Raw genomic sequence first — 26,085 nt, forward strand, 5'->3', positions numbered from 1 at the left:
GGGTTTACTCCTCTACAGCCTTTGTGCCGACGCACCCGATCCAGAAACAGGGTCTTCGAGCGGAAACTCCCGAATCCCCAGTCTCTGAAAGGCAGTCAGTGAGATGAAGGTCGGCACGACGAGCGCATAGCGCCGCCACAGCCGTCGCGGCTCACATAGGAGACGAAACGCCCATTCGAAGCCGCTTCTCTGAATGAACCTTGGAGCCTGCCGCTTGAGGCCGGCGTGGAAATCGAAGGCAGCTCCGACTCCGATGAGAACCGAAGCGTCCAGACGGTCGCGCATACGCGCCATCCAGAGTTCCTGCTTGGGACTGCTCAGCCCGACCCAGATGATATCCGCGCCTGACAGATTGATCCGGTCAGCAATATCCGTTTCCTCTTGCCGCGAGAGGTCACGAAAGGGCGGCGCATAGGAGCCGACGATCCGGGCTTCCGGGAATTTTGCGATAAGTCGAGCCTCCAGCTGCTCCAGCGTCTGGGTCGTTGCGCCGTAGAGGAAGTGACGCAAGCCTTTCGATCTGCCGGCCTCGAAAACAGATAGCATCAGATCCGGCCCGTAGACCCTGTCGCTCTCCACGTGGCCAGCATGTCTTAACGCCCACACCAACGGCATGCCGTCGGGGGTCACGAGGAATGCACGATTATGGATAGATCGAAGTTCGGGATCTTTTTGACACCGCACGACACCGTGCGCGTCACGCACACACACATATTCTCTCTTGCCGTCTTCAATCGCCTTTTCGATCAGTCCGGTCGCACTCTTGAGATTGACTGCTGAAATTCGAACACCAAGGACATTCGTCCACTCCAGGGAGCCCTTTGGATGAAAGCCTGAAGTCTGGCCTCTGGCTGCTGCTGAATTTCTCATGATCTACGCTTTTGCCAACTGAAACTGTTTCTAGAATATGCTGGCAAGCCGCGTGTATCCATACTTTCAAGTCCAGCTATTGGACGTAGAAAGACTTCACATTTCTGCGTCAGATATAGAAATAAGTTACAATATTCGAAGTAAGTCGGCATCCCCAGGGTATGCCTCATTGCCCTTTTTGATAAGCGTTACCCCGAAAAGAGCAGTTTGACCTTCGCCGAGACATAGAAGACAGTCGCTCTAGCACAACCATAGCTAGTGGAGATTGGCGCGCGATAAAGTTAAAGGAGAGAGACAATGGTTAATTCAACAGCAGTGAATTCAACAGACGAATTACGGGTGCCGGCCAGAGAGCCTTCAAGGGTACCCGGCATGACCAGCCAACTGCAGGACGATTTGAGCGCTGATGGCTATATCGTCATCAGAGACGTCCTGACGCCTCAGCAGGTGGAAACATTACGGCGGATCGCCAAACGGTATCTGAGGTCCGGCGGCAAGTATCTGTACGGTGGGAAATTTCAGCTTCATGCCATGTATGCCGTAGAGGAAGTCGCAAGCTTCATGACTTCCGACACGATCCTCACTCGTCTCAAGGAAATTACGCAACCGCTCGATGCCGTCCTTACAGGTGAATGCGATCTCATGATCAACACGACATCGTCATGGCATAACGACGTTCCTCACCATCCTCGCTGCGTTGATGGAAGTATCTTCTCGGACGAGAGTTTCAGGGTCTACAAGATCGCGTTCTACCTGCAGGACCAGGCCGAAAATTCGCGAGCGACATTGAAGGTTCGACCAAGATCCCATCTCAAGGGCCTGACCCAGAGCTTGCCGGCGAAGAGCCTTGGTGTACGCGCGGGCGACGCCATCATCTTCGATGTGCGTATCGAACATGCGGGGCAAATGCCGACACTCGTTGACAGGGGTCTGCGCAAGCTATGTGAGCGGATCGGACCGTGGTTTCGCCTGGATGTTCAGCGGGCCTTCACTTCAACACGATCGATCATTCGACGGTTCGGCAGAACGCCTGATCGTATCGCGGTCTTCATGACATTTGGTCCGTCAGAGGCGGAGACCTATTCCTATGCCGAGGAAGGCGGCCATCGCCATCCCGGTGTTCGGGGCACGCTCAGCGCAGAGGTATTGGCGCAGCTCGCGGTCAACAATATTGTCCCGCCCATTATCGGGATGCCCGTATCGCACTGAACCGCCGGGGCACGGCTTTCGCGGATCAGGAACGAGCGCATCGTCACCCATCGTCGTATGCATGCCGGTGCGAACCACAGGTCATGCGGCTCCGTTGCCGGTCATCTCGGCGCTATCAATCATTAGCGCGGGTGAAAACACTGTCCGTGTCGGCTCCGGCTCTCTGAAGATCGGCCAGGCTGCCAAAAGCACCCCAGCGCATGATCGCCGGAGCGATCCGAAAGCTCTTGTTGTTCAGATTGCCGCTGTAGCGGTTGCGCGCGAACTGTACGGATCCAGTCCCGTGATCAGGCGCGTAGACGAAGGCTGCGACCCCGTTGCTGTTATCGATCGAGACGATATTGTCCTCTATCCGGTTGGGGACGGCCCACGGCGGATGCCATCCCCAACCGGTGCCGTCGTCCACGCGGAAGGCCGCGCCCGAGCCGTTTGAGATGGTGTTTCCTGTCACCAGGTTATTCCAGCCGCCGTTGATGCCGATCGCACAGACATTGCCGGAAAGAGTGTTTCCTTCGATGCGCACGCCACTCGCCTTGCCATCAGTGTAGATCGCCCAGCTGATCGGAGACGGCCATTCATTGATATTTTCGTATCCCGCAGGCCAGAAAGTGCCATCGGCCCTGTTCATGAGATGCCCTGTTCCGGTGACGAGATTGTAGCGGATGGTGCTGTTCAGCAGGTCGGCCTGCTCGCCCATCATCTTGATGGCGCCGCCGTCGGCTGTCTGCTGATTGGCGTTGCGCACGACATTGTGTTCGATGATCGCGTCGTGGACTGCATCCTGGGCGCCCCAAAGGGAGCCGCCGGCGATCCCGAATTGTGCGGTATTTTCGATCAGGTTATTGGCGATCCGGATACCGTCGCCTGCCTGGAACCATATGCCCGCAGTCTCGAAATAGACCTTTCCGATGTCATGGATATGGTTCGACAGAATTCTGACGCCGTTCGATTTGCCGAAGCTGCCATAGGTGGTGCCGACATAGATGCTGTTGCCGGCGATATCTCCGATCACATTGGCGGCAATCAGAACATCGCTGCTCTCGGTCACATGGATGCCGACGCCGACATTTTCGACGAGATTTCCGAGCAGCCTGACACCGTTGGCGTGTTCAAGCCGTATGGCGCCGAACCCTCTGGTATCGGTATAGAACTTACCGCTGCCTTGAGGCGCTCCGTCACGAAACTGGAGCCCTGATACGACCATCTCATCGGCACTCTCCAGCCGGAAGAATGTCGGCAGCACACCGGCCACAACAGTAGAATGAGGTGACAGTCCCTCGGCCGGGATATAGTCGAGCTGGCCTGCTGCAACATTGTAGCGCCATTCTCCTGGCGCGTCGAGAAACGCTGCTCCTGTCAAGAAATAGCGGCTGCCTTCTGCAGTGAAGAAGTAGCTGGTGCCCTTGGTTTGAACGGTCCGCGTTGCAGCGTCGATCGAAACGACCGGCAGTGTGTCGCTGCCCCATTGGCTTCCAGGCTTGAAGCCACCGACAATGTTGACGACAAGCCCTGATGCGCCTTCAAGCACCGGGACGTCGCCGGCATAATAGCAAAAGCGCGTATTGCCTTCCCATTGGTCAATCGCCGGATTGCATTTGGCGGCAAACAGCCATCCCTTGCGCGGATCTCCGTCGGAAGGAGCGTTCGGAAAACGGGCCAGGGTCTGGCGAACCCCGTTGACGAAGAGATCGCCGACGGCCTCGTCCGTCGGCAAGTGCAGTGGCGCCGTCCAGCGTCCGGCAGTCTGTGACACCCAGTTATTCACAAGTGGACCGCCATGCAGGACAGGTGTCTGGTTGCATCTCGCCGTGATGACCAGACCCTTGTCTCTGGCATCGAAGACAACGGGGCGGGCTAGATAATAATCTCCACCCTCCATGGCAATCATGCGCTGCCCCCCTGCTTCGCGCGCAGCATCGCGCGCGCGCTCGATGCTGGCAAAGGGCCCGTCTGTGGCATTTGGTTCGGGATGACGGCCGCTCCAAGTGTCTTTGCCGGCGGGCGACACATAGAATATCGTGCGTCCCGCGGCTGTGCCGGTCACCGCATCACCAGAGAGAATTCCCTTGAGTTCGTCCGATAATGCGCCTGGCGCGGCCTCGGCGCAGGTCGCTGCCTGGATTGCCTTACGCATGATGTCGGGCGCGTTTGCGTCCGAACTCAGCGACGAAGTATGACCCAGGCGCGGTGAGAGCGCTGCAAGCAGTACGCAACAGGACAGTGTGAAGCGAGGTCTCATGGGATTGATGGATCCGGCGCTGTCATGGGCATCTGCCACCCTTGATCGGCCTCTGCCGAGACGACGGGCACATGCAGCGAGAACATGATGAGAGCCGTGCTGAACAGAATGAAAATGGCGTCATTCTGGACCAGAAAAATGCTCTCGGTCAGGTTCATCACCAAGATCATGACGGTGAAGACATTGAGCCAGAGCCAGCCATATTGCGGATCGCGGCATTGAAGAATCGCCCCCTGGCGCACTGCACGCAAAAGCAGCAGAACAAAGAAGGCCGTGCCGATGATGCCGAAACTGAGCATCGCGTCGCGGTAACCGTTATGGGCGTGAGGCGCCATCCATAGGATTTCGGACCAGATGGACCATGCTCCGGGGTTAGCTTCCGTCCAAAACGCCTGATAGCCGAAGCCGAACATCAAGTGGCTGGCAATCTGGCGGTCGACAAGCTCCCACAACGGTACGCGACCTGTCAAAGTGGCGTCCTTACCGAGCGCTTCGAGGAACGGAACCAGGAACTCGTGAAGCGAGATGAGAAGGCCAGCCGCGAGCTGAACGAACAGCAGGATGAGGAGGATGCGACCGATGCCGCTGCTTCTCTGCAGGGCTGAATAGAATCCGATCAGGCAAAATGCCGAGGCAGTCGCAATCGTCGCAGTCATCGATCCTGAAGCAACAAGACAAATCCCGCTCGCAGCCAGCAGAATAAATGCGGTTCGCCGCAAGCCGAGAGTGCCGTCGATCAGCACGACAGTCGCCGCCAGTATCATGATGCTCGAATACCAGCCGAGGCTGTTCTTGTTGATGAAGATGCCCCGCATCTCGCTGTCCATGGGCATACGGGCAAGATGAGGCGCCACTGCGAACATCGCCAGGCTCAGTACGATACACGTTCCCAAAGTCGCAAAGACCAGCAAAAGCAGCTGTCTCGGCGTGAAGCGCATTGCCAGCACGTAGGCAAGAAGCACAGTAAACAACAGGCCGACTGCGCGCCGCAGACTGAGCGATGGACTGATCGACCACAAGATGGACAAAAACGGCAGCAGGATGATCAGGGGGAGGAGCAGATTGCGTCTCAGCGCCATGAGGAAGAGCGGTAGATTTCTTGTCAGGATCATTATTGTAAATGCATACACGGGTAGGCTGACGAGACGCAGCAGCGACTTGGAGTGATCGCTCAACCCTCCGTCCGGATCTGATAGTAAAAGCGGAAAAAGCGCGCCCGTCTGCAGGAAAAGGCATATACCGGCTCCCCAGCATTCTATGCTTCGCCAAGTGATGGCCGGCCCGCTTGTAATTCTAAGACCGTATATGCTCATTGTCGGTCCTTGCCGAGCTGGCCAAAGGAGCGGCTGTTGATCGCGTCAGCCTGGAAAGGCATGTATCTCCTTTCACAGCTACGCTCCTCACAAGAACAACCATCCAAATATCCGCGCAGTCAACTCACGCAAATGACGACGCGGCTACGCCTAATGCAGGCACCCATCACCCAAAGACGTGGTTACGCTTAAGCAGGCGACTGGAACCTACCCCAAAGGATAGGCCCTAAGCCTGCGGGATTGCCCATAAGAGCAGATTTTACCCATCTCCATTCGCCGGTAGCTTGCAAAGGTGCAGACAGCAAAGCACGCCACGTTGCGCCACGTTTTTTTGGCGAATTGAGGGTTCCGACGCAGGCTGTCCGCAGCGATGCTTGGAAGGTTGGGATTGCTATGGTTTCGCGTTATGATCCTGGTTCGGCATGCTCCACGACGAGAGCTTCACCGGTCGCGGCGGCGTCAACGCCTGCCTCACCGTCTCTACCCAAAAAAAACCAGATCGGGCACGTGAGCGCTCCTGATATAGCGATCCGCGAGACCCCAAGGGATGGGGGCGATGGCGGGGCCTGCCTCCCGGACGATATCACGACCATGCTGTTGCACCGCCTTGTCGTGCTGCAAGCCGCTTGAGGGCGTCATGGAGCAGTCAGGCATCAGCGTTCTCATCAACAATTACAACTATGGCCGTTTCGTCGGACGGGCGATCGACAGCGTCCTGAGCCAGGATATTCCCGACGTCGAAATCATCGTCGTCGATGATGGATCGAGCGACGGGTCGCGCGCCGTACTGGAAGCATATGATGACAGGGTGAAGGTACTCTTCCAGGAAAATTCGGGACAGGCAGCCGCGATCAATGCTGCGGTAAAGCTTAGCAGCGGCGGTATCCTGTGTTTTCTGGACGCGGACGACTGGTGGGCTCCGGGCAAACTGTCGGCGACACGCGCTGCCTTCCAGTCGGATTCTGCGGTATCGCTTGTCTATCATCGACTTCAGCCGGTTTCGATCGATGGATCGTCAACCCTCAAGCCGATCCCCCGCACGCTATGTTCCGGAGATCTCTCGGCACTGCTGACGAGATCGGCCGGCTGGTGGCCCTTCCCGATGACCTCAGCCATCTCGGTTCGGCGCAGCGCGTGGGATGCTGCAGGACCGATCCCGGATCAGTTCCGTATTTCGGCCGATGCATGGCTCACGGGGATCTATCCGTTTCTCGGGGACGTCGCGTCTTTGCCGGATTCACTCGGCTTCTACCGGATCCACAACAACAACTGGTATCGGCCGGTCGATGATGCCGCGATGTTGCGACGGAGAATGGCCCATTGGCAGCGCACCGTCGAAGCGACAAACAGGTTTCTTTCAATCCACGAGATACCGGCACGGTTAAGCCTGACGGATCACTATCCCTACTGGGTGGCATCGGCGGAGCTGGCCGGCGCCGATGTGCGTACCCGCATCAAGCTTGCCTTCGAAGGGCTGTTTTTCGCTGGCGAGCCAAACGTGCTCAGACGCACACGCGACGCATTGCGTTCAGTCCGCAACCTCCCCCGGTTCGGCCGGGACATCGGCTTATCGGAGGCAGCGAAATGAAGGCGCTGCTCCTCGTTTCCGAACTGGAAGATTACACGATCGCCTTCGCCGGCGGCGTCGCGCGGCACCTTGATGTCGTACTCGGCGTCCCTCGCCGACGCTACGCGCATCTTGCGTCCTGGTTCGATCCGGCAATCGATCTGCACCTGCTGGACTGGCCGCGGCACCGTTCGCTCGCCAATCCCTGGTTCCTGCATCAGTTGACCCGACTCATCCGGAACGAAAAGCCGAACGTTATTCATCTGCTCAGCAATAGTACGCTCTGGCTGAATTTCGCCGCTCCGTTCTGGCGGCCGATCCCGCTCATCACAACCGTCCATGATGTCGATGTACATCCGGGAGATTCCGATACCCGCACCCTGCCCGGCTGGGCGCCGGAGTTGATGGCGAGACAATCCGGACACCTCGTCGTTCATGGTGAAGAGCTGAAGCGGATGGCGCTCGATCGATATTCAAAATCTCCAGACTGCGTCCATGTCCTGTCGCACCCCGCTATACAGCGTTACGCGGAACTCGCCCGGCAGCAAAATCTGGCGCGAGGCCAAGCCGATGGAACTCTGCGCGTCCTGCTTTTCGGACGGATCTTTGCCTACAAAGGCCTGGAACATTTGATCCGCGCCGAAGCGATGCTCAAGGATGCGCTTCCGAACCTGCGCATTACGGTCGCGGGCCGCGGTGACAACCCCTGGCTGTTCCAACCACTGATGGGGGACGCCGGTCGCTATGATATCCGCAACCGATTCATTGAAGATGCTGAAGTTGCGCAGCTTTTCCTCGATGCCGATATCGTTGTGCTCCCTTATACGGAAGCTTCTCAAAGCGGGGTACTCAACCTTGCCGCTGCCTTCGGCAAACCTGTCATCGTCACCGACGTCGGCGAATTGCGCGCGACAGTTCAGCCGAATGGGCTTGGAATCGTGGTCTCGCCCGCAGATGCGGAAGACCTCGCAAAGGCCATCCGCACATTGGCCGAAAACAGCGAACTCAGAAACAATCTCGGCGCCAACGCGCTTGCCTGGGCCAGGGGACCGAATTCTCCCGAGCAGGTTGGAGCCCAGGCTGCAGCCGTCTATCGCGAGGTCGTCCGATCATGCTGATGAAGGCATCGGCGGAAAGAGCTCAAATGGCAAGCGTACGCCACTATGTCCCGGGCGGCTGCGAGAATGGCGGTGGGATCGGCAGGCTGGTCGGTTATATAACCAGTTCTGCAAGGCAAGCCGGCGCAACGCACTTCGTCACCGACACCAGAGGGCCTCGATGGTCCGCGGCGACATCGTCCCTGCGCCTGTTGGGCGCCATCCTGACGATGGCTAGGGATCGGATCGTTGCTCCCGCACGTATTCACCATATCCATGTCGCAGGTCGCGGCAGCACGTCACGAAAGCTGATCCTGACGGAGGCCGCCCGTGTGCTGGGCTGCTCTCACATATTGCATTTGCACGACTATGATTACGCGAGCGATTTTGCTGCCCGGTCTCCACGCCAACAAGCGCTCATACGGCGGATGTTTCAAAATGCCGATTGCGTGGTGGCGCTTGGCCAGCGTGATCAGGTGACGCTGACGACGCTTCTCGGCGTAGACGGTCACCGCGTCGTCGTCATCCACAATTGTGTCCCCGATCCCGGCGAGCGGCGCAGGCTTCCTGCCGGCCAGACGCCACTCATCGTCTTTCTCGGCCGTTTGAGCGAACGCAAGGGCGTGCCGGAGCTGTTGCTGGCGCTCAGCCATCCGACGATGAAAGAGTTACAGTGGCGTGCCGTGCTGGCAGGTGACGGACCGGTCGAGGACTACCGCCGCCAAGCCGCCGCGATGGGGCTATCCGATCTGGTGGAGATGCCTGGTTGGCTTGGGGCCGACGAGATCAAGGACTTATGCGCCCGCGCCGATATTCTCGTCCTGCCTTCGCATGCCGAAGGCCTGGCTATGGCGATCATTGAAGGACTTGCCCACGGCCTTGCCGTCGTCACCACGCGGGTTGGAGCGCATGAGGAGGTCATCTCCGACGGCAAAACCGGTGTCTTCGTCCCTGTCGGGGACCAGGATGCTCTGGCTGCGGCCCTCGCAAAGCTCGTTACGGACCCTGAAATGCGCGCTGAGCTCTCCAACAAAGGCCGCGTCCACTACCTCAACCATTTCAGTATGACAGCATATATGCGGTCGATCGAAAAACTCTACGAGGCCATCTCCACGCAACCTCAAGCAAGGGTTAGCGCATCATGACAATCTCGACTTTTCCGCCAGATCGGAATGTTCCTATCAGAACGATGCACTATGAACCCCGGTTTCAAGCAGAAGCGAGATCGGATGATTTCGATCTGGCATCCGGTTTGCGCCTGCTCCGCCGCCGGATGGTGATGATCGTATGTCTGGTGGTGCTGATGATGACGGTTACCACCGTGATGATCCTGGGAATGCAGCCGAGCTATCATGCCGAGTCCCGGCTTATGATCCACGCGCCGCTGGCAAAATCGGTGAACAGCGACGACAGCGGCAATGACCCCCTGAATGTCGCATCGGAAGCGGAGCGGCTGCGGTCCAGGAGCGTGGCGGAACGTGTTATTCGGGATCTGCGGCTCGACGAGCGGGCGGAATTCAATCCGGCACTGCGTCAACCGTCCCTCATCAGCGAGATCAAGGCAAGTCTGCGGCAGTTGATCGACAGCGGTAAGCCGTCCGTGCCGCAGCAAGACAGGCTCGAGCCGGTTATCGAGGAATATTACAAGGCGCTCCAGGTGATCCGGGACGGCCCGGGCGGTGTTATCCGAATCGGATTCGATACGCATGATCCCGAATTGGCGGCCGCTGTGCCCAATCGCCTGATCGATATTTACCTTGAAGAGCGGGAAGAAAGCGCTCGCAATCGTCTGGATGCTGCAGAAGGGTGGCTTCGACAGCGTATAGCGGAGCAGCAGGGCCGCACCGATGCGGCGCGCAATGCCGCCGACGCATATCAAAAAACCACGGGCATCGTCCCGAATGACGATGCTCAGAGCGAACAGATCAAATCCATTATGGAACTGAGCGACCGGCAGGCAAAAATTGAACAGGACCGCGTCGATATAAAAGCAGTAATCGCCACCCTGGAGGCGTCCGGCGACGCCTCGCTCGCCACGCAGAATGACTCCATCCCCGACAGTATCAGCGCAATGGAACGTGACCTTCGGGCACAGCAACAGGATCTCGAGCGTCTTCTCGACATATATGGTAGCGACGCCCAGCCGGTCGTCGATCTGCGTGCAAAGATTGTCAAATCACGCGCCGATCTCGGCACCGCCGTCGATCGCTATGTTCAATCGCTGCGCGCCAAGCTTGCTGCGCTTGATCGTGAAGACAGCACAGTCCGATCCGCCCTGGCGGCGGCTTACAATCTCCGGTCTCACTCCACACTTGATAAAATCGAGCTGGCGCGACTGGAGCGCGTCGCCGATAGGGAACAGACAGCCTTGGACAGGCTGGAGGAACAGCGTCGGGTATTTGCGGCACAAGCCATGCTGCCCGGCGCGGAAGTTGAAGTTCTGTCGCCGGCTACGGTACCACTCATGCCACAAGGACGAGGCCGGCTTTTCTATCTGATCGGTGCTCTTGTGGCTTCGTCCGCGATCGCTGCAACGGCCGCTTTCGCTGTAGAAATGATGGACAAATCTGTCCGCAGCTTCGACCAGCTGGTCGGGATGGGACGCTTCGTGCCTGCCGGTTTCATACCACGTCTGAGTCAGGCAACCCGGCGAAATCCGTCGGTCCTCTTTGGACAAATTCAAGGCGGCATGTTCGACGAAGCAATTCGCACCGTCATGATTTCGCTCAAACAAACCAATGGCGGGAAGCTTCCGGCCAGCATTGTCGTCACGTCCGCCCATAGCGGCGAGGGCAAATCGCTTGTCGCCGGATCGCTGGCCATCGAACTCGCAGCCAACGGAACCCCCGTGCTGCTCGTCGATTGCGACCTTCGGCGCGGAAAACTCGACTCGCTTTTCAAGTCGGGACTCAAGCGCGGACTGAACGATTTCATGAGCGGCCAGGCTGAGATCGACGACATCATCTGTCATCATCCAAGCGGTATCGACTTCATTCCCGCCGGCAACCCCAGCCACCTTCGGCATACCCGTCTGGCCGATCTTGCGGAACTGATCGAAATTGCCCGGGCAAATGGCCAGGTTGTGATCTTCGACAGTGCGCCCGTGCTTGCCTCCACCGATACGATGCATCTGACAGCGATCGCGGAGAGGACGCTCATGGTTGTCAGATGGGCAAAAACCAGCCGCCGAGCCGTCGATTTTTGCCTTCAGCAGTTGAGGGCTTCTTCACGCAGCCCGGAAATTTCCATCGCGATAAACGGCGTAAAGCCAAGAAAGCATGCCCTTTATACGTTCGGCGATTCTGAGTTGTTCTCGAGATCGCTAATGAAATACTACAAAACGACGATATAAAGCAGCGAAAGAACGCCGGATGGCCAGAGAAATTCATCGGCGTTCGCGCCTTTCCTACACCACCAGCATCCAAAGATAGCGTTAGTATTCGAGTTGGAGAGCGACCATGGATACCGGAATGAGAAATAACAGGAAAGTTGCGCTGATTACCGGCGTGACCGGACAGGATGGCGCATACCTGGCCGAATTGCTCTTGGACAAGGGCTATATCGTTCACGGCATCAAGCGGCGCTCGTCGTCCTTCAATACCAATCGTATCGAGCACCTCTACGAGGATCCGCATGTCGAGAACCCTCGCTTTATCCTGCATTACGGGGATATGACCGATTCAACCAATCTCATCCGGGTCGTTCAGGAAACGCAGCCCGACGAGGTCTATAACCTTGCCGCACAAAGCCATGTCCAAGTCTCTTTCGAAACGCCGGAATATACGGCTAACGCGGATGGAACCGGAACGCTGCGGCTGCTTGAAGCAATTCGCCTTCTGGGCCTGACCAAGAAGACCCGCTTTTATCAGGCGTCCACCTCCGAGCTCTACGGCAAGGTGCAGGAAGTTCCCCAAAGCGAAACGACGCCGTTCTATCCCCGATCCCCCTACGCGGCTGCCAAGCTCTATGCCTATTGGATCGTGGTCAATTATCGCGAGGCATATGGCATGCATGCCTCAAATGGCATCCTGTTCAACCATGAAAGCCCGATCCGCGGCGAAACGTTCGTGACCCGCAAGATCACCCGGGCGGCCGCTGCAATCCATCTTGGCCTGCAGGACCGGCTCTATCTCGGCAATTTGGACACCAAGCGCGACTGGGGGCATGCACGAGAATATGTCCGCGGCATGTGGCTGATGCTGCAGCAGGACGAACCGGAGGACTATGTTCTTGCGACCGGCGAAACGCACTCGGTTCGCTCCTTTGTCGAAAAGGCGTTTGTCAGGGTGGGCATGCCGATCGATTGGCGTGGGGAGGGTGTCGAGGAAAAGGGATACGACACGATCTCCGGCCGCTGTGTGGTGGAGATAGATCCGGCCTACTTCCGCCCTACAGAAGTCGATCTTCTGCTCGGCGATCCGACGAAGGCGCATACGAAGCTTGGCTGGAAACATGAGACCAGTCTTGATCAACTGGTTTCGGAGATGGTTCGCGAAGACCTGAAAGTCATGGCACGAAATGTTCCGACGGTCGGTGCGAACAAGGGCTTGGTCCATGCCTGAGGTGATCTACGGCCTTGCCGGAAAAAAGGTCTATGTCGCGGGCCACCGCGGCATGGTGGGCTCCGCGATCGTGCGACGTCTCGCCTCCGAGGGCTGCGAGATTTTGACGGCCACGCGCGCCGAGGTCGACCTGGGACGGCAGGAGCAGGTGGAGGCATGGATGGGAAAGAACCGTCCCGACGCCGTCTTCCTCGCCGCTGCGAAGGTCGGCGGTATTCTCGCCAATGACACCTATCCGGCCGCCTTCCTCTACGACAACCTGATCCTCCAGGCTAACGTCATCCACGCAGCTCATAGGGTTCGCGTCGAAAAACTGATGTTTCTGGGTTCGTCCTGCATCTATCCGAAGTTCGCCGATCAGCCGATCGTTGAGGAGGCACTTCTGAGCGGATCGCTCGAACCCACGAACGAATGGTATGCGATCGCCAAAATTGCCGGATTGAAGCTTTGCGCTGCCTATCGAAAACAGCATGGCAGTGATTTCATCTCGGCCATGCCCACCAATCTTTATGGACCGGGCGACAATTTTGACCTCGATTCGAGCCATGTCATGCCGGCGCTGATACGCAAGGCGCATGAGGCCAAGATGAGCGGTCAGAAAGACATGTGCATCTGGGGTACCGGAACACCGCAGCGCGAATTCCTGCATGTCGACGATTGTGCCGACGCCTGCGTCTATCTCATGAAGACCTATTCCGCCGAAAGTCACGTGAATGTCGGCTCAGGCGAAGACATTACCATCCTCGAATTGGCAGAGCTCGTCGCGGAGGTCGTCGGCTTCGAAGGCGAAATCAGGCGAGACCTCACCAAACCGGATGGCACTCCACGTAAACTCATGAGTGTCGACAAACTCCGCGCTCTCGGCTGGTCGCCGAAGATAGGGCTGAAGGAGGGTATCGCAGGCGCCTACCGCTCCTTCCTGAATGGGCATTACCTCGAACGCAGCAACGAGGCTGCAGAGTAATGGCGGCACGACTGTTGTCGCGATAATCGAGCTATCTGGCGCGTGTGATGGTCAGCGCGTCATCAAGGCCACGGGCTGCTAGGCCTTTTGTCCAGCCTTGCTTGCCAGGGCGGAAGCATTAGCCCGCAACGCTTCGGTTGTCCTGTCGCGGTCAACCGGGCGGCCAAACAGATATCCCTGTACATAGGGGCAGCCGAGGCGCCGAAGACGCTCCGCTTGATCTTCGGTTTCCACACCTTCGGCCACGATACGGGTGCCGAGACCGATCGACATATCGAGAAGGGCTTTGACGATGACTGCGCCGGGTCCGTCTGACATCCGGTCGACGAAGGTCTTGTCGATCTTGATGATATCGACCGGAAAATTCAGCAGATGCGTGAGAGAGGCGTAACCCGTGCCGAAATCGTCGAGCGCCACAAGCAACCCTTCCCTGCGAAGTTCTTCGATCGCCTGTGCGACCTTACCGTCCTTTTCGTCCATATAGACCGTTTCGGTCACCTCCAGCACAACGTGCTTGAGGGGCGTGCCGTGGTGGGCAAAAATGCTTTTGATACGCTCGCGGAGATTTCCCTGATTGAAATCCGCCATCGACACGTTGACGCTGACATATTGAAACGACATCCCACGATCGAGCCAGTATCTGATGTCGCGGGCGACCTGCTCCAACATTCGATCCGTCAGGAGGTGGCCCATCGATAGATCCTGGAGCGCCTCGGCGAACGCGCCGGCTGATAAGATCTGCCCTCCATCCAGACGGATGCGGCAGAGCGCCTCAAGGCCGATAATTTCCTGCGCTGCGAGGCTGACGATCGGCTGATAGTGCGCCTCTATCCGATCTTCGGCCAAGGCGCTCGTCACGGTCTGGAGCACACGGAACCGGTTTGCGATCGCCCCGGCAAGATCGTCGCTATACAGCACGAATCCGCCCCTGGCTGTCCGCTTGGCGTGGTGAAGTGCGAGATTTGCATGTTGCAGAAAAGTCGGGACGTCGGGTGGCTGGGACGGTTCGGAGATCGCGCCCCCGCAGGTGACCGAGACCGGCAGGAGATGTTCGTTGCGCCGTGGTGTCCGGTTCTCGATGGCGCGTAGAATTTCCGCCGATACCGCGGACAATTCCGTCCCGGAACGATTTTCGATCAATACCGCGAACTCATCGGCGTCTACCCTAAAAGTGGCCGCCGGGGCTGCGATCCGCGCAACCGTTTGACCGACCTCCAGGATCAGCCTGTCGCCGGTCGCATGCCCGAAGGCGTCATTGACCCGGCCGAGATGATCGATATCGATGAGCAGAACCGAAAGAGGGCCAGCACCGCCGTCGATGGCTGCCTCCAGCGTCTTGAGAAAATTGGCGCGATTGCCGAAGCCGGTGAGGTTGTCGAAAAAGGCCAGCCTTTGATTGTCGGCTTTCACCTCCTCGCGCTCGAGCACCAGTGAGCAAAGGTCGAGGTACTCGGCGACGATCATTCGTTCTTCGGGGGTTGGGCCGCGATTGTCCTTGTAATAAAACCCAAACGCCCCAAGCACGCGGCCATCACTGCGCAGGATGGGGCTTGACCAGCACGCCTTGACGCCATGTTCCGTTGCAAGGATGTCGGCTAGCGACCGATAGGGGATCCAAAGCGGGTCAGCAAAGATATCGGTGACGGCGATCGGCCTGCGAAAATGGGCAGCCGTGCCGCAAGAGCCGACATCAGGTCCAACCGGTATTCCATCGAGCGCGTCCGAATAGGTTTTGGCGATCGTTGGCCCCGCCAGGGGATGCAGGAGACCATCACGATCAACAGTCACGATTGAACAAAGGACGCCCGCCGCAAGCTGTTCAGCATGCTCACAAATGCGATCGCAGGCGTCCTCAAGGGAGGAACCCCGTGCCAGCATATCCAGAATTTCTTGCTGAAGCTGTCTTCGCATCCTGGCCTCGTCATGGTGCCTTGCGCTCAAACGGCCTCAAAGCCTGTTTGACCGATTACGATCGAAAACTAGCAGGTATCATGTTACGGGTTTGGAAATATATCGTCTACAATTCGAGCTCAAGATTGGGGCGTGTTGTCGCCTCATAGACAGTCGTAACGATGGCCGGCAGACATGAGATGCCATCGAATTTCCAGGCCGCGACGCCAGGCCCAATCGGACGTGATATTCTTGCTCGTAAAGTGGCACCTACATCGCTATTCGTGTGGCTGCGGGTGTCGCCATCGGCGAGCCCGACTTTAAAAAAATGATAGGATCGATTGCGAAGGAGAGGCAGCGATGGCCAAGCTTGCAGACATGACGAAGCACCGCGGCTTTCCATCTGGTATGCCGGGCAGCGGCATTCAGTTCACCATCCGCCGCGCGAACCCCAGGGGCGTGACGCCGATCAAAACCCTGCCTCGCCGTGCGCGGCCGGGCTCAGCGGAACACCGGGTCGATGCTGCCTTCCTGCATGCGCTTTGGCACCATTTCGGAGCGGAGCCTTTTGAGCGCGGCAATCTGGACGCCGCCCGACTAAACCTGCTCTTTGGGCGGGAAGTAGTGGCAGCGGACAAGGATTTCGATCCAACATCCTATGAGGCGATGCTTGTGATCAACGAGAAGGTGGCGCGCCAGACTTTCCCGGAATCGTTTGAAGACGTGATGGAGGTTTGAAGGTCATCGGGCATTGGCTCCATGGTGGCTCTCTTGCGGGTCTTCTTCGCAACTAACCGCCGCTCTTTTCGTCAATACGCAATCGCTTCTCGACTACCGATGAGCTAGTTTCCCGTTTCGATGTTGACCTCATAGTCATCGAGCGATTGCTGGACGGCTTTATTTCCGGCGTAAATGCGATTCAGTCGAGCAAGCTCGGCATCGGTTCCGATGCAGAGTCGCTGCAGTTCCCTGTCAATTTGCGCCCTGCTCCGCATCAGGAGAACCTTCACCACGAAAATGATCGCATCCATCACGACGCTCTATAAAGGTGCGGACATCCTCCGGCAGTCTGGGTCGATTTGTCTTCTGATCCGCGGCAAACGATGGCCCGCAGCAAGAACCGGCGAGCACGAGAAGCAGAAGGCCTTTTGCAAGTGCACGTCTGTCTGACATCAGATTGAAGAATTCCATCATGATCGGAAAACCGAGCGAAGAACGATCGTCCATATTACCGTCTCAAACGGACGTGCCTGTAAATCCCAATGGCGCAAAGTGTCGTGATTTCCCTAAAATGAAATCGTAGACCGGTTCAGGCTGTCCCGGCATGGTCACCCTCAAGACCGGTGGAGCGTTCACTGATTCTTCGGCCATATCAGCAAGCATTGCCAGCGACATTCCGAGTGCGTGCGAAAAGGCGTCATGCGGGACTTTCGACAGTTGACGAAACAGCCCGGCAGCGCGGCCGGCATGACGCATCGCCGCTGCGCGTTTGCCTTCTCGGATCTTCACACCGGCGGCAGAGAGCAGGATCAGGCCCTTGAGCAAGGCACGCAGTGCACTGCCTCTTTCCGCGACCTGCCAGATCTCCTCCCAGGCTTCATGCGCTTCCCAGTAATAGCCATGGTTGAAAAGGTCCGCCCCCCACGCAAATTCATCGGAATCTTGTTTCGGAAGAACCGGCACAGGCTCGACCTGGTAACTATGCCCTGCCGGATCCCGTACGGGATGGGGCATCCGGCCGGGCAGATAGGCGTAGCGCGGAAAGCTTCTCTGCGGCAGTAAACGAGGACGCTGCATAACCTCAATAGTCTTCATGCCGGTGACCATGATCGCAAGCGAAGCGGTACGCAAGCCGGCCGACAAATTGCCGCGGTCGACCCACTATCGGATCGGATGACATGACATCACGAACGTCCGCAGTCGTTTTAGGAGAGCGCTTCGTCTACGGCGATTTTTGCCATCGCAAGGGCTGCCTCCCGGGTCTTTGCGGCCGCGACGAAGCGTCCCTTATGGCAGAAGGTTGCTCCTTCGACACCACAGATGCGCTCAAGCTCGTGACCGGTAAGACCCGCCCAGGATGCCGGCAAGTCGGCGCGCAGTTCGAAACCCTCGTCAGCACGGCGTATGCCCGTCAGGCACCAGTCGTTTTCCCTGGGGTGAACGACGAAAAGCAGATGGTCGGCCTTCGCCTTTACGATCGCCGCGCGAAAGGGCATTCCCATCGGCAGTTCGAGAACGTGCTCCTGGCCCGTCTCGTTAATTGCATTGAGAACAAAAGCTTCCGCGCGTAGCTTGGCATCCTGCGTTAAGACACCTGCCTCTACGAAACTTCGCGCGATGGAAAGGGCGGCATGGAACGCGCGGTCATCGGCCTCGGGATCCTTGGCATCAAAAACCGGCTTCAGGGTTTCCAGCAGAGCCGGCAGCGTGAGGCCAGCCAACTCGCCCGCAATGGAAGGATCAAGCGCGCCATTGTCGGTCAGATCGACTGGCAAGACGAACTTGGCGTCGAAGGACGCATGTACCGACGAAACATGCGCCTCGGGCACGCCCAATGCTGAGAGATAATCCGCCCCGTAATGTTTCCAGACCAAGCCGAAGGAACTGTAGGGCCGTCCGTCCTCGCGCGCGGGTGCGCCGCGCTGGTGGTGGTCGAAAATGCCTGCTGCGGGATCGTATTCCCCGCCCACATCATAAATGATGCGGTCGGTGCCAGGCGTGATCCATTCGACATTTCGGCTGCGAACGACCTTGGCCTGCGGGAACAGCCGGGTGAGGATGACGCTCGAAAGCAGCTCATCGGCGTGGAATCCGCCGGAATGCGTAACCAGGTATAACGGGATCATTTTGAGATGCGCCTCGGAGCCAATAATATGTTGCCCGTCCTGATAGCCCGCGTCGGTCGCCAGCTCAACAGTGGGTGCGAAAGGCAGCCGCATGAATCTCTCGATCAGGATCGATTTGAAAGGCTGTTTGGACCTGATGCAGCCACAATGCTGCTGTAACGACCTCAACATCCGAGGGCGCTGCATCCTCAATGAAGCAGGCATTCGTGGTCCGATTGCCGACGCACGTTTGCAATCTTCCCATCACCTATTTGTAATAGCCGCAGTCGAGGATTGCTTCTGCGCATGGATCCCTGCAGATCACAATGACCCCATCTGTTGGCGGCAACGCCGCTTGGCCGATCGCTGACCACTCGCCTACAGCCTTCGAACGCAAGGCATCAGTTGCAAGCTGTCATGGCGGATGATCGCCAAACAGAGCGCTCAAACTATTTTCAGACGATCAGGAGCGAACCCTCGCGGTTCGGATTTATCATGAGAAAACACCACTTCGCCACAGCCGATAGAAGTGCTACATCATCGCGGCAGCGCCTGCTGGATCGACACAAGCAGTACCTTCAATTTGCCGAGCTGAAGTCTTTGGCCGGCGACCGGATCGGCGCAGAAAATGACTACCAGCATGCCGAACACTTCTTCCGCAGCGCAGCTGAACAGAAAGACGCCGACCGACCATGAACATGACGATAACGGCCGGCCAAGATGCCGGTACGGAAAAAGCCTGGCTCAAGATTCTCTCGAATTACCGGAAGCCAGATACAGGCCGAAGCCTGTACGAACTTGCCGTAACACTGATCCCGTTTGTTCTTCTATGGGCAGCGGCGTGGATCGCGATCCATTTTGGATATTGGCTCGGCATGATCCTCGTCATACCGGCGGCGGGTTTCCTTTTACGGCTCTTCATGCTGCAACATGATTGCGGGCATGGTTCTTTCTTCGGAAAGCGTCAGTGGGATGACTGGACAGGGCGCGCGATTGGCGTCCTCACGCTTACACCTTACGACTATTGGCGCCGTGCGCACGCGGAACACCATGCCTCAGCCGGCAATCTGGATGAGAGAGGGGTGGGCGACATCAGCACGCTGACGGTCGCGGAATATCGCGCTCTGACGGGACGAGGAAAACTCGCCTATCGCCTATATCGGCATCCACTGGTCATGTTCGGCATTGGCCCCACCTATCTTTTTCTCTTCAAACAAAGACTGCCGTTCGGCATGATGCGCTCCGGGACGCTGCCCTGGGTTTCGACGATGGCGACCAACGCGGGCATCGCTGCGCTGGCTATTCTCCTCATCTGGGCCGTCGGGATCGTTCCCTTTCTGCTGATCCATTTACCAATCGTTCTGCTTGCCGGATCGGCTGGTGTCTGGCTGTTCTATGTTCAACATCAATTCGAAGACACCCACTGGTCCAAGCCTCCGGAATGGACGTTCCCCTATTCCGCCATGCATGGCGCCTCGCATTATGATCTACCGCGCCCACTGCGATGGATCACCGCGAATATCGGCATGCACCATGTCCACCATCTGTCGAGCAGGGTGCCGTTTTACAGGTTGCCGGAAGTCCTGCGGGATTATCCGGAGCTGGCGAGCCTGGGGCGTATCAACATTCGTGACAGCCTCCGCTGCGTGAAACTCATCCTCTGGGACGAGACGGCACGACGGCTGATTTCGCTGCGTGAGGCGGAGGCACGCCGATAACAGCAGGTCCGGAAGCAATCGGTCAGCTCAGATTTTTCAGATAGAGCGAGAGCAGTTGTGTCTGCGAGGAGATGCCGAGCTTGCGGTAGACGTTGCGGCGGTGGACTTTCACCGTTCCCGTCGAAATATTGAGTTTCAGACCGATCGATTCCGACGAATGTCCCTGCAGCACCAGTTCGACGATTGCCGTCTCACGGCCCGTAAGGTTGAGATCGCTCCAGACAGTGTCAGCGCGCGGGATGATCTCGCTTTTGCGGCGGCTTTTGCCTCTTACGGCGAGCTGCGCGTCGAAGCGCGGCGCAAGTCCAGCCCAATAGTGTTTCACCATGTTTGCCACCAGCGGTTCGGCCTTCTTCAGCGTCGCGAATTCTGCGGGCGGGAAAGCGCCGGTCTTCTCCTGTCGCATCAACGACAGGACGACTGTGATGTCGCCGTCCAGAGGCACGAAGAAGCCGATTTCCTCGGCAAGTCCGGTCTGGACGTAATAGGTGCGATAGTATTCGCTGGAGAAGAATCGGTCCGGCGCCAGTTCGCGCATCCGGAAGACGCCTTCGCGCCGCTCCCGAGCGGTATGATAAAATGGGTCGAGCAAGTAAGGCCCCGCCTGATAGAGCGTGACGAAAACGACGTGCTCCTCGCGGTCGAAGGTACTGTAGAGATCGATCGGCCGCGTCTTGCCGCGATAGGCGAAGACGACGACATAGTCGAAGCGCACGAGTGCGGCCATCATCTGGCGGAAGGTATCGCCGAAACCGGCATCCGGCATGGCCGGCTTACCGATCGTCGTATTGAAGGCGGCAAACAGCGTCTCCAGGTCGATGCTCATCTAGCCCTTTCCCTCCGTCGTTCCACGCAAATTCGCGCAGAGCGGATATACACCTTCCACGAAACATTATGCGCCTAAATACCTCTCTCGGGGTATATACCGCGCGGGAAGCTCAGGCTTACTCTTTCCTTAACGACGGTGGCAATGAGGCAGCAACAGACTGCCATTCCAACCAACCGCAGGGAACAGACGTGGCATCCGCTTCGACGAACGATATCGAATTCCGTTCGGTCACGAAAAACTATGGCGCCGTGACCGCCGTAACGGACATTAACCTTACTGTACCCAAGGGTGCGTTCCTGGCGCTGCTCGGGCCTTCCGGCTGCGGCAAGACGACCTGCCTGCGCATGATCGGCGGCTTCGAGCAGCCGAGCGAAGGCACGGTGCTGATCGACGGGCGCGAGATGAATGGCGTTCCGGCCTATCGCCGGCCCGTCAACATGGTCTTCCAGCACTACGCCCTGTTCCCGCATTTCAATGTCGAGCAGAATGTCGCCTATGGGCTGAAGCAGATGCGCCCGAGGATCGGGGCGGCGGAGATCGACCGCCGTGTCGCCGAGGCGCTCGAATTGGTCCGGCTCGGCGGCTTTGCCAAGCGGCGGATCCATGAAATGTCGGGCGGCCAGCAGCAGCGCGTGGCACTCGCCCGCGCCATCGTCAACCGCCCTTCCGTTCTGCTGCTCGACGAACCTCTGGCCGCACTCGACAAGAAGCTGCGCTCGGCGATGCAGATCGAGTTGCAGACCCTGCAGAGAGAACTCGGCATCACCTTCGTCCTCGTCACCCACGACCAGGAAGAGGCGCTGTCGATGGCTGATGTCGTCTGCGTGATGAGTGCCGGACGCATCCGGCAGATCGGCAGCCCGCAGGAAGTCTATGACCGGCCGGCCGATCTTTTCGTCGCCGATTTCGTCGGCAAGACGAACCGGATCACCGCTGCGATGGAAGCCGACGGCACGACGTTGCGGCTGGCGGATGGGTCGGCGATCGCCTTCGGCAAGCGGCTCGCCTCAGGCGACGTCATCGCTGCGCTTCGCCCTGAGGCAATCCATCTGACGCGCAAGCCGGTGGTATCAGGCGCGTCATTCAAGGGGACAGTGACGCACCGCATCTTCCTCGGCTCGTCGGCGGAATATGCCGTGAGCGTGCCGGGGCTCGGCGACTTCCTGATCACCGCCGATCGCCGCAGCATGAACGAGAGCGATCTCGTAGAGCCGGGCGAGGAGGTTTTCCTCGGCTTCGACCCTGCCGCCATCCATGTCTTTCCAGCATCGAATGCATAAGCCAAAACAAGGGAACAGCATCATGAGCAAGGACTACAAGGACAATCTCCCCATTTCCGCCGAAGGTTTCATGGACGAGTTCATGCGCCTGAAGCGCGGCTCCGTCAGCCGCCGCCACTTCCTCGGCATCACCGGCCTCGGCCTTGCAACGGCCGTGCTGTCACGCATCCCGGGCGCGCTTTCGACATCAGCCCATGCGGCGGACGATCTCGGCACGCAGATGTCGATCGCCACATGGCCCAACTATCATGACCCGGCGACCTTCGAGAACTTCAAGGCGGCGACCGGTGTCGCCGTCGAGGTCAACGTCTTCGGTTCGAACGAGGAGATGCTCGCCAAGCTGCAGGCCGGGGCTTCCGGCTGGTCGCTCTTCGTGCCGACCAACTATACGATCTCGACCCATCACAAGCTTGGCCTGATCGAGGAACTGGACCTTTCGAAGATCCCGAACTTCAGCCAGGCGAGCGAAAGCCCGCGCTTCACCAAGGAAGGTCAGATCGACGGCAAGACCTATGCCGTGCCGAAGAACTGGGGCACGACCGGCTTCTCCGTCAACACCTCCAAGATCAAGACCAAGCTTTCGAGCTGGAAGGATTTCTTCGAGATCGCCCAGACGGAAGCCGATGGCCGCGCCATGGTGCATGATTATCAGTTGACGACGATCGGCAGCGCGCTTGTCTCGCTCGGTTATGACTTCAATTCGATCAAGGCCGAAGAACTTGCCAAGGCGGAAGAGCTGCTGATCAAGGTCAAGCCGCATCTGTTTGCGATCAATTCCGACTACCAGCCGTCGATGCGTTCCACCGATGCATGGCTGACCATGTGCTGGACCAATGACGGCGCACAACTCAACCGCGACATGCCGGAACTTGCCTATATCCTCGGTACGGACGGCGGTGAAATCTGGACCGACTACTACGCGATCCCGAAAGATGCGCCGAACAAGGCTGCCGGTTATGCACTGCTCAACTATCTGATGGACCCGCAGAATGCGGTGAAGGAGCATATCGCCAACGGGGCGCCGACCACCGACAGCCGCGTCATCGCGCTGCTGCCGAAGGAGGTCACGTCCAATAAGATCGTCTATCCGGACGAAGCCGCCCTCACCCCGCTGGAATTCGGCGCCGCCGTGACGCTTACCGATCCGGGCCGTGCCGAACTGATGGCGCGCTTCAAGTCAGCCTGACGCACTCTCCGAACTCCGGTCTCGCGCCATGTCGCGGGAGACCGGTCAAGCTCCAAGATCCGGCGGATGAGACTTAAGCCATGCCCCTGACCCGCGCCACCAAGCGGCGCCTCATTACTGCTGCCCTTGTCGGCCCGGCCAGTGTCTGGCTGTTCGTGTTCCTGGTGCTACCCTTCATCGCCATCATCGTCTTCGCCTTCGGAGAGCGGGCGCCGGAAGGCGGTTATCAGGCCGCCTTCACCTTCGAGCAGTTCGCCAATCTCGGTGCGCGCTCGGCAGCCTTCGTCAATACGCTGATTCTGGCACCGATCGGAGCGACCGCCTGTCTCCTCGTCGCCTATCCGGTGGCCTACTACCTTGCGGTCAAGGCAAGTCCGCAGCGCCGGCTGCTGCTCGTCTCGCTTGTCGTCGTTCCCTTCTGGACCAGTCTTCTGGTGCGCACCTATGCCTGGATGTATCTGCTCGGCGCGCGCGGCATTCCGCATCTGCTCGAATTCGTCGGCATAGAGAACGTCCGGCTCATCAATACGCCCGGCGCCGTGCTGCTCGGCATCGTCTATGGCTATCTGCCGCTGATGATCATGCCGATCTATGTCAGCCTCGAAAAATTGGATCGCCGGCTTCTGGAGGCTTCGGCCGATCTCGGCGCGAAACCCATCTCGACCTTCTTCGGCATCACCCTGCCCTTGTCTCTGCCGGGCGTCATGACCGGCGTTGCGCTGGTGACGATCCTGCTGCTCGGTGAATATCTGATCCCGCAGCTTCTTGGCGGCGGCAAGGTATTCTTCATCGGCAATGCACTTGTCGACCTTTTCCTGCAATCCCGCAACTGGCCCTTTGGATCGGCAATCGCCGTCACTTTGGTTGCCATCGTCGTCATCGTTCTGCTTGTCGCCATGCGGATCGCCTGGCGTGTCGCCGGCACACGGCAGGTGGATCTCATCTGATGCGCGCGCTCGTCACCTTCGTCTACCTGTTCCTCTATACGCCGATCGCGCTCGTCGTGTTATTTTCCTTCAACGCGGGGCGCAATGCCAGTGAGTTCACCGGCTTCTCGACGCAATGGTATGGTCGGGCGCTGTCGAACACCTTTCTGATGGAAGCGCTGCGTAACAGCCTGATCATCGCCGTGACCAGCGCCGCGCTCGCGGCGATCTTCGGCACCATGGCCGCAATCGGCATGGAGCGGCTCAGTGCCCGCACGCGCGCCGTCTTCGACGGGCTTTTTGCTGCAGCGATCGTCGTGCCGGGTGTCGTCATCGGCATTGCGACCCTGGTTGCCCTCGTCGAAGTCTTCGGCTTCATCAACCCTGTGATCGCCGCCCTCTGGCCGGGCGACCAGCCGCCCAAGCTTGCGCTCGGTTACGGCTCGATCATAGCCGCACACGGGCTCTTCACCATGGCGCTGGTGACGATGATCGTGAAGGCGCGTATCGCCAGCCTCGGGCGCGATATCGTCGAGGCCTCCAGCGATCTTTACGCCACGCCGTTCACCACCTTCCGGCAAATCGTGCTGCCGCAGATCATGCCGTCGATCCTCGCGGGCTTTCTGCTCGCCTTCACCTTCTCCTTCGATGATTTCATCATCGCCTTCTTCGTCGCAGGATCGAACACGACGCTGCCGATCTATGTCTTCGCCTCCATTCGCCGCGGCGTGACGCCGGAAATCAATGCGATCGCGACGATGGTGCTGATCGCCTCGCTCGCCCTCATTTTCATCGCGCGCTTCCTGATGCGCGAAAAGACAACGATAAACTGACCGGGGAAATATCATGATACTGAGGGATCGCGTTGCAATCGTCACGGGAGCAGGTTCGGGTATCGGACGTGCGGGTGCTGTGATCATGGCGCGCGAAGGCGCCCATGTCGTCGTCGCCGATATCAATATCGCCAACGCTGAAGAAACCGTCGGCCTGATTGCCGAGGCCGGCGGCAGCGCCGAAAGCCTTGTCGTCGACGTGACCGACGACAAGGCGCTTGAAGCGGGCATTGCGGCTATCGCCGCCCGTCACGGCCGGCTCGACATCCTCCACAATCACGCAGGCGCGCAGATTGCCGGCGATCTGGAGCAGGTTACGATCGACGGCTTCGACAAGTCCTGGAGCCTGAATGTACGGGCGCATTTCATGGCCGCCCGCTTTGCGATGCCGATCATGAAAAAAGCCGGCAAGGGCGTTATTCTCAACACGTCTTCATCGTCAGGCGTGCTCTACGACCGCGAGATGATCGCCTATACGACCACCAAACACGCTGTCATCGCCATGACCCGGCAGATGGCCGGCGACTATGCAAAATTCGGCATCCGCGTGAATGCACTTTGCCCTGGATGGGTCGACACCCCGTTCAACGAGCCGTTCATCGAGCAGATGGGCGGGCGCAGCGCGATCGAAGGCTATATCGCCGAGAAAGTGCCGCTCGGCCGCTGGGCTGACGTTTCGGAAATCGCCGAACCGATCCTGTTCCTGGTTTCGGACCGCTCTTCCTATATGACAGGGCAGATCCTCGTCGTCGATGGCGGCGAGACAATCGTCTGACT

23 protein-coding genes are annotated in these 26,085 nt (G+C 58.5%); 15 read left to right on the forward strand and 8 right to left on the reverse strand.

Annotation, left to right across the window (positions count from 1 at the left end; all coding sequences use genetic code 11):
* Positions 1-12: 12 nt before the first annotated feature.
* Positions 13-870 (reverse strand): WecB/TagA/CpsF family glycosyltransferase, encoded by an 858-nt coding sequence (locus tag ACK9YZ_RS27390; protein WP_416068355.1) that lies wholly within the window; start codon positions 868-870, stop codon positions 13-15.
* A 297-nt stretch (positions 871-1,167) separates the two neighbouring features.
* Between ACK9YZ_RS27390 and ACK9YZ_RS27395 the strand changes: the two genes are divergently transcribed.
* Complete coding sequence (locus ACK9YZ_RS27395) at positions 1,168-2,079, forward strand: phytanoyl-CoA dioxygenase family protein (RefSeq protein WP_416068356.1); 912 nt, start codon at positions 1,168-1,170, stop codon at positions 2,077-2,079.
* Positions 2,080-2,194: 115 nt separating this feature from the next.
* Here ACK9YZ_RS27395 and ACK9YZ_RS27400 read toward each other — a convergent pair whose 3' ends face one another.
* Together ACK9YZ_RS27400 and ACK9YZ_RS27405 are read right to left on the reverse strand one after the other, a co-directional pair.
* Positions 2,195-4,318, reverse strand: coding sequence for a right-handed parallel beta-helix repeat-containing protein (locus ACK9YZ_RS27400; protein ID WP_416068357.1), 2,124 nt, complete (start codon positions 4,316-4,318; stop codon positions 2,195-2,197).
* Positions 4,315-5,631 (reverse strand): O-antigen ligase family protein, encoded by a 1,317-nt coding sequence (locus ACK9YZ_RS27405; protein WP_416068358.1) that lies wholly within the window; start codon positions 5,629-5,631, stop codon positions 4,315-4,317. Before ACK9YZ_RS27405 ends, ACK9YZ_RS27400 begins: the two co-directional genes overlap by 4 nt.
* A 637-nt stretch (positions 5,632-6,268) precedes the next feature.
* On the opposite strand from ACK9YZ_RS27405, the gene ACK9YZ_RS27410 reads away from it, so the two are divergent.
* The 6 genes from ACK9YZ_RS27410 (at position 6,269) to fcl (ending at position 13,821) form a co-directional block, all read left to right on the forward strand.
* The gene (locus tag ACK9YZ_RS27410) at positions 6,269-7,219 is read left to right on the forward strand and encodes a glycosyltransferase family 2 protein (RefSeq protein WP_216760605.1); all 951 of its coding nucleotides are present in this window, start codon (positions 6,269-6,271) and stop codon (positions 7,217-7,219) included.
* Positions 7,216-8,316 (forward strand): glycosyltransferase family 4 protein, encoded by a 1,101-nt coding sequence (locus ACK9YZ_RS27415; RefSeq protein WP_416068359.1) that lies wholly within the window; start codon positions 7,216-7,218, stop codon positions 8,314-8,316. Before ACK9YZ_RS27410 ends, ACK9YZ_RS27415 begins: the two co-directional genes overlap by 4 nt.
* The gene (locus tag ACK9YZ_RS27420) at positions 8,310-9,440 is read left to right on the forward strand and encodes a glycosyltransferase family 4 protein (RefSeq protein WP_416068360.1); all 1,131 of its coding nucleotides are present in this window, start codon (positions 8,310-8,312) and stop codon (positions 9,438-9,440) included. Before ACK9YZ_RS27415 ends, ACK9YZ_RS27420 begins: the two co-directional genes overlap by 7 nt.
* On the forward strand, positions 9,437-11,647 hold the full coding sequence (locus ACK9YZ_RS27425) for a GumC family protein (protein ID WP_416068361.1): 2,211 nt from the start codon (positions 9,437-9,439) through the stop codon (positions 11,645-11,647). The genes ACK9YZ_RS27420 and ACK9YZ_RS27425 overlap by 4 nt, the downstream gene beginning before the upstream one ends.
* A gap of 106 nt (positions 11,648-11,753) precedes the next feature.
* The gene (gene gmd / locus ACK9YZ_RS27430) at positions 11,754-12,857 is read left to right on the forward strand and encodes a GDP-mannose 4,6-dehydratase (protein WP_416068362.1); all 1,104 of its coding nucleotides are present in this window, start codon (positions 11,754-11,756) and stop codon (positions 12,855-12,857) included.
* Positions 12,850-13,821 carry a GDP-L-fucose synthase gene (gene fcl, locus ACK9YZ_RS27435; protein ID WP_416068363.1) on the forward strand — a complete coding sequence of 324 codons (972 nt, stop codon included), beginning with the start codon at positions 12,850-12,852 and terminating at the stop codon, positions 13,819-13,821. The genes gmd and fcl overlap by 8 nt, the downstream gene beginning before the upstream one ends.
* A gap of 78 nt (positions 13,822-13,899) precedes the next feature.
* On the opposite strand, the gene ACK9YZ_RS27440 is transcribed toward fcl, so the two are convergent.
* Positions 13,900-15,732 (reverse strand): putative bifunctional diguanylate cyclase/phosphodiesterase, encoded by a 1,833-nt coding sequence (locus ACK9YZ_RS27440; protein ID WP_416068364.1) that lies wholly within the window; start codon positions 15,730-15,732, stop codon positions 13,900-13,902.
* Between the two features lie 339 nt (positions 15,733-16,071).
* Here ACK9YZ_RS27440 and ACK9YZ_RS27445 point away from each other — a divergent pair, with 339 nt between their 5' ends.
* Positions 16,072-16,449: a hypothetical protein gene (locus tag ACK9YZ_RS27445; RefSeq protein WP_216760598.1), complete on the forward strand. Its 378-nt coding sequence runs from the start codon at positions 16,072-16,074 to the stop codon at positions 16,447-16,449.
* A 104-nt stretch (positions 16,450-16,553) separates the two neighbouring features.
* On the opposite strand, the gene ACK9YZ_RS27450 is transcribed toward ACK9YZ_RS27445, so the two are convergent.
* The 3 genes from ACK9YZ_RS27450 to ACK9YZ_RS27460 form a co-directional block, all read right to left on the reverse strand.
* Complete coding sequence (locus tag ACK9YZ_RS27450; RefSeq protein WP_416068365.1) at positions 16,554-16,742, reverse strand: hypothetical protein; 189 nt, start codon at positions 16,740-16,742, stop codon at positions 16,554-16,556.
* Between the two features lie 205 nt (positions 16,743-16,947).
* On the reverse strand, positions 16,948-17,526 hold the full coding sequence (locus ACK9YZ_RS27455) for a DUF309 domain-containing protein (protein WP_416068366.1): 579 nt from the start codon (positions 17,524-17,526) through the stop codon (positions 16,948-16,950).
* Positions 17,527-17,636: 110 nt separating this feature from the next.
* A complete protein-coding gene (locus ACK9YZ_RS27460) occupies positions 17,637-18,557 on the reverse strand; it encodes an MYG1 family protein (RefSeq protein WP_416068442.1) in 921 nt (306 codons plus the stop codon).
* 396 nt (positions 18,558-18,953) lie between these two features.
* Between ACK9YZ_RS27460 and ACK9YZ_RS27465 the strand changes: the two genes are divergently transcribed.
* Positions 18,954-19,232 carry a DUF4167 domain-containing protein gene (locus ACK9YZ_RS27465; protein WP_416068367.1) on the forward strand — a complete coding sequence of 93 codons (279 nt, stop codon included), beginning with the start codon at positions 18,954-18,956 and terminating at the stop codon, positions 19,230-19,232.
* Positions 19,229-20,254 carry a fatty acid desaturase gene (locus tag ACK9YZ_RS27470; protein WP_416068368.1) on the forward strand — a complete coding sequence of 342 codons (1,026 nt, stop codon included), beginning with the start codon at positions 19,229-19,231 and terminating at the stop codon, positions 20,252-20,254. Before ACK9YZ_RS27465 ends, ACK9YZ_RS27470 begins: the two co-directional genes overlap by 4 nt.
* Positions 20,255-20,276: 22 nt before the next feature.
* On the opposite strand, the gene ACK9YZ_RS27475 is transcribed toward ACK9YZ_RS27470, so the two are convergent.
* Positions 20,277-21,080: a helix-turn-helix transcriptional regulator gene (locus ACK9YZ_RS27475; protein ID WP_416068369.1), complete on the reverse strand. Its 804-nt coding sequence runs from the start codon at positions 21,078-21,080 to the stop codon at positions 20,277-20,279.
* A gap of 191 nt (positions 21,081-21,271) precedes the next feature.
* Here ACK9YZ_RS27475 and ACK9YZ_RS27480 point away from each other — a divergent pair, with 191 nt between their 5' ends.
* The 5 genes from ACK9YZ_RS27480 (at position 21,272) to ACK9YZ_RS27500 (ending at position 26,083) form a co-directional block, all read left to right on the forward strand.
* A complete protein-coding gene (locus ACK9YZ_RS27480; RefSeq protein WP_416068370.1) occupies positions 21,272-22,363 on the forward strand; it encodes an ABC transporter ATP-binding protein in 1,092 nt (363 codons plus the stop codon).
* Positions 22,364-22,385: 22 nt separating this feature from the next.
* Complete coding sequence (locus ACK9YZ_RS27485) at positions 22,386-23,549, forward strand: spermidine/putrescine ABC transporter substrate-binding protein (protein WP_416068371.1); 1,164 nt, start codon at positions 22,386-22,388, stop codon at positions 23,547-23,549.
* 80 nt (positions 23,550-23,629) lie between these two features.
* Positions 23,630-24,496 (forward strand): ABC transporter permease, encoded by an 867-nt coding sequence (locus ACK9YZ_RS27490; RefSeq protein ID WP_416068372.1) that lies wholly within the window; start codon positions 23,630-23,632, stop codon positions 24,494-24,496.
* Positions 24,496-25,308, forward strand: a complete 813-nt coding sequence (locus tag ACK9YZ_RS27495; RefSeq protein WP_416068373.1) for an ABC transporter permease — start codon at positions 24,496-24,498, stop codon at positions 25,306-25,308. The genes ACK9YZ_RS27490 and ACK9YZ_RS27495 overlap by 1 nt, the downstream gene beginning before the upstream one ends.
* Before the next feature lie 13 nt (positions 25,309-25,321).
* Positions 25,322-26,083 (forward strand): SDR family NAD(P)-dependent oxidoreductase, encoded by a 762-nt coding sequence (locus ACK9YZ_RS27500; RefSeq protein ID WP_416068374.1) that lies wholly within the window; start codon positions 25,322-25,324, stop codon positions 26,081-26,083.
* Positions 26,084-26,085: the final 2 nt, after the last annotated feature.

The sequence above is a fragment of the Rhizobium sp. ZK1 genome, from assembly GCF_047782645.1.
GTDB lineage: Bacteria > Pseudomonadota > Alphaproteobacteria > Rhizobiales > Rhizobiaceae > Rhizobium.

Coding starts and splice junctions, on each gene's coding strand:
- ACK9YZ_RS27495 (WP_416068373.1), top strand. CDS start 24,496: ATGCGCGCGCTCGTCACCTTCGTCTACCTGTTCCTCTATACGCCGATC.
- gmd (WP_416068362.1), top strand. CDS start 11,754: ATGGATACCGGAATGAGAAATAACAGGAAAGTTGCGCTGATTACCGGC.
- ACK9YZ_RS27485 (WP_416068371.1), top strand. CDS start 22,386: ATGAGCAAGGACTACAAGGACAATCTCCCCATTTCCGCCGAAGGTTTC.
- ACK9YZ_RS27410 (WP_216760605.1), top strand. CDS start 6,269: ATGGAGCAGTCAGGCATCAGCGTTCTCATCAACAATTACAACTATGGC.
- ACK9YZ_RS27395 (WP_416068356.1), top strand. CDS start 1,168: ATGGTTAATTCAACAGCAGTGAATTCAACAGACGAATTACGGGTGCCG.
- ACK9YZ_RS27460 (WP_416068442.1), bottom strand. CDS start 18,557: ATGATCCCGTTATACCTGGTTACGCATTCCGGCGGATTCCACGCCGAT.
- ACK9YZ_RS27470 (WP_416068368.1), top strand. CDS start 19,229: ATGAACATGACGATAACGGCCGGCCAAGATGCCGGTACGGAAAAAGCC.
- ACK9YZ_RS27465 (WP_416068367.1), top strand. CDS start 18,954: ATGGCGGATGATCGCCAAACAGAGCGCTCAAACTATTTTCAGACGATC.
- ACK9YZ_RS27420 (WP_416068360.1), top strand. CDS start 8,310: ATGCTGATGAAGGCATCGGCGGAAAGAGCTCAAATGGCAAGCGTACGC.
- ACK9YZ_RS27500 (WP_416068374.1), top strand. CDS start 25,322: ATGATACTGAGGGATCGCGTTGCAATCGTCACGGGAGCAGGTTCGGGT.
- fcl (WP_416068363.1), top strand. CDS start 12,850: ATGCCTGAGGTGATCTACGGCCTTGCCGGAAAAAAGGTCTATGTCGCG.
- ACK9YZ_RS27400 (WP_416068357.1), bottom strand. CDS start 4,318: ATGAGACCTCGCTTCACACTGTCCTGTTGCGTACTGCTTGCAGCGCTC.
- ACK9YZ_RS27475 (WP_416068369.1), bottom strand. CDS start 21,080: ATGAGCATCGACCTGGAGACGCTGTTTGCCGCCTTCAATACGACGATC.
- ACK9YZ_RS27405 (WP_416068358.1), bottom strand. CDS start 5,631: ATGAGCATATACGGTCTTAGAATTACAAGCGGGCCGGCCATCACTTGG.
- ACK9YZ_RS27425 (WP_416068361.1), top strand. CDS start 9,437: ATGACAATCTCGACTTTTCCGCCAGATCGGAATGTTCCTATCAGAACG.
- ACK9YZ_RS27490 (WP_416068372.1), top strand. CDS start 23,630: ATGCCCCTGACCCGCGCCACCAAGCGGCGCCTCATTACTGCTGCCCTT.
- ACK9YZ_RS27450 (WP_416068365.1), bottom strand. CDS start 16,742: ATGGATGCGATCATTTTCGTGGTGAAGGTTCTCCTGATGCGGAGCAGG.
- ACK9YZ_RS27440 (WP_416068364.1), bottom strand. CDS start 15,732: ATGCGAAGACAGCTTCAGCAAGAAATTCTGGATATGCTGGCACGGGGT.
- ACK9YZ_RS27455 (WP_416068366.1), bottom strand. CDS start 17,526: ATGAAGACTATTGAGGTTATGCAGCGTCCTCGTTTACTGCCGCAGAGA.
- ACK9YZ_RS27390 (WP_416068355.1), bottom strand. CDS start 870: ATGAGAAATTCAGCAGCAGCCAGAGGCCAGACTTCAGGCTTTCATCCA.
- ACK9YZ_RS27445 (WP_216760598.1), top strand. CDS start 16,072: ATGGCCAAGCTTGCAGACATGACGAAGCACCGCGGCTTTCCATCTGGT.
- ACK9YZ_RS27415 (WP_416068359.1), top strand. CDS start 7,216: ATGAAGGCGCTGCTCCTCGTTTCCGAACTGGAAGATTACACGATCGCC.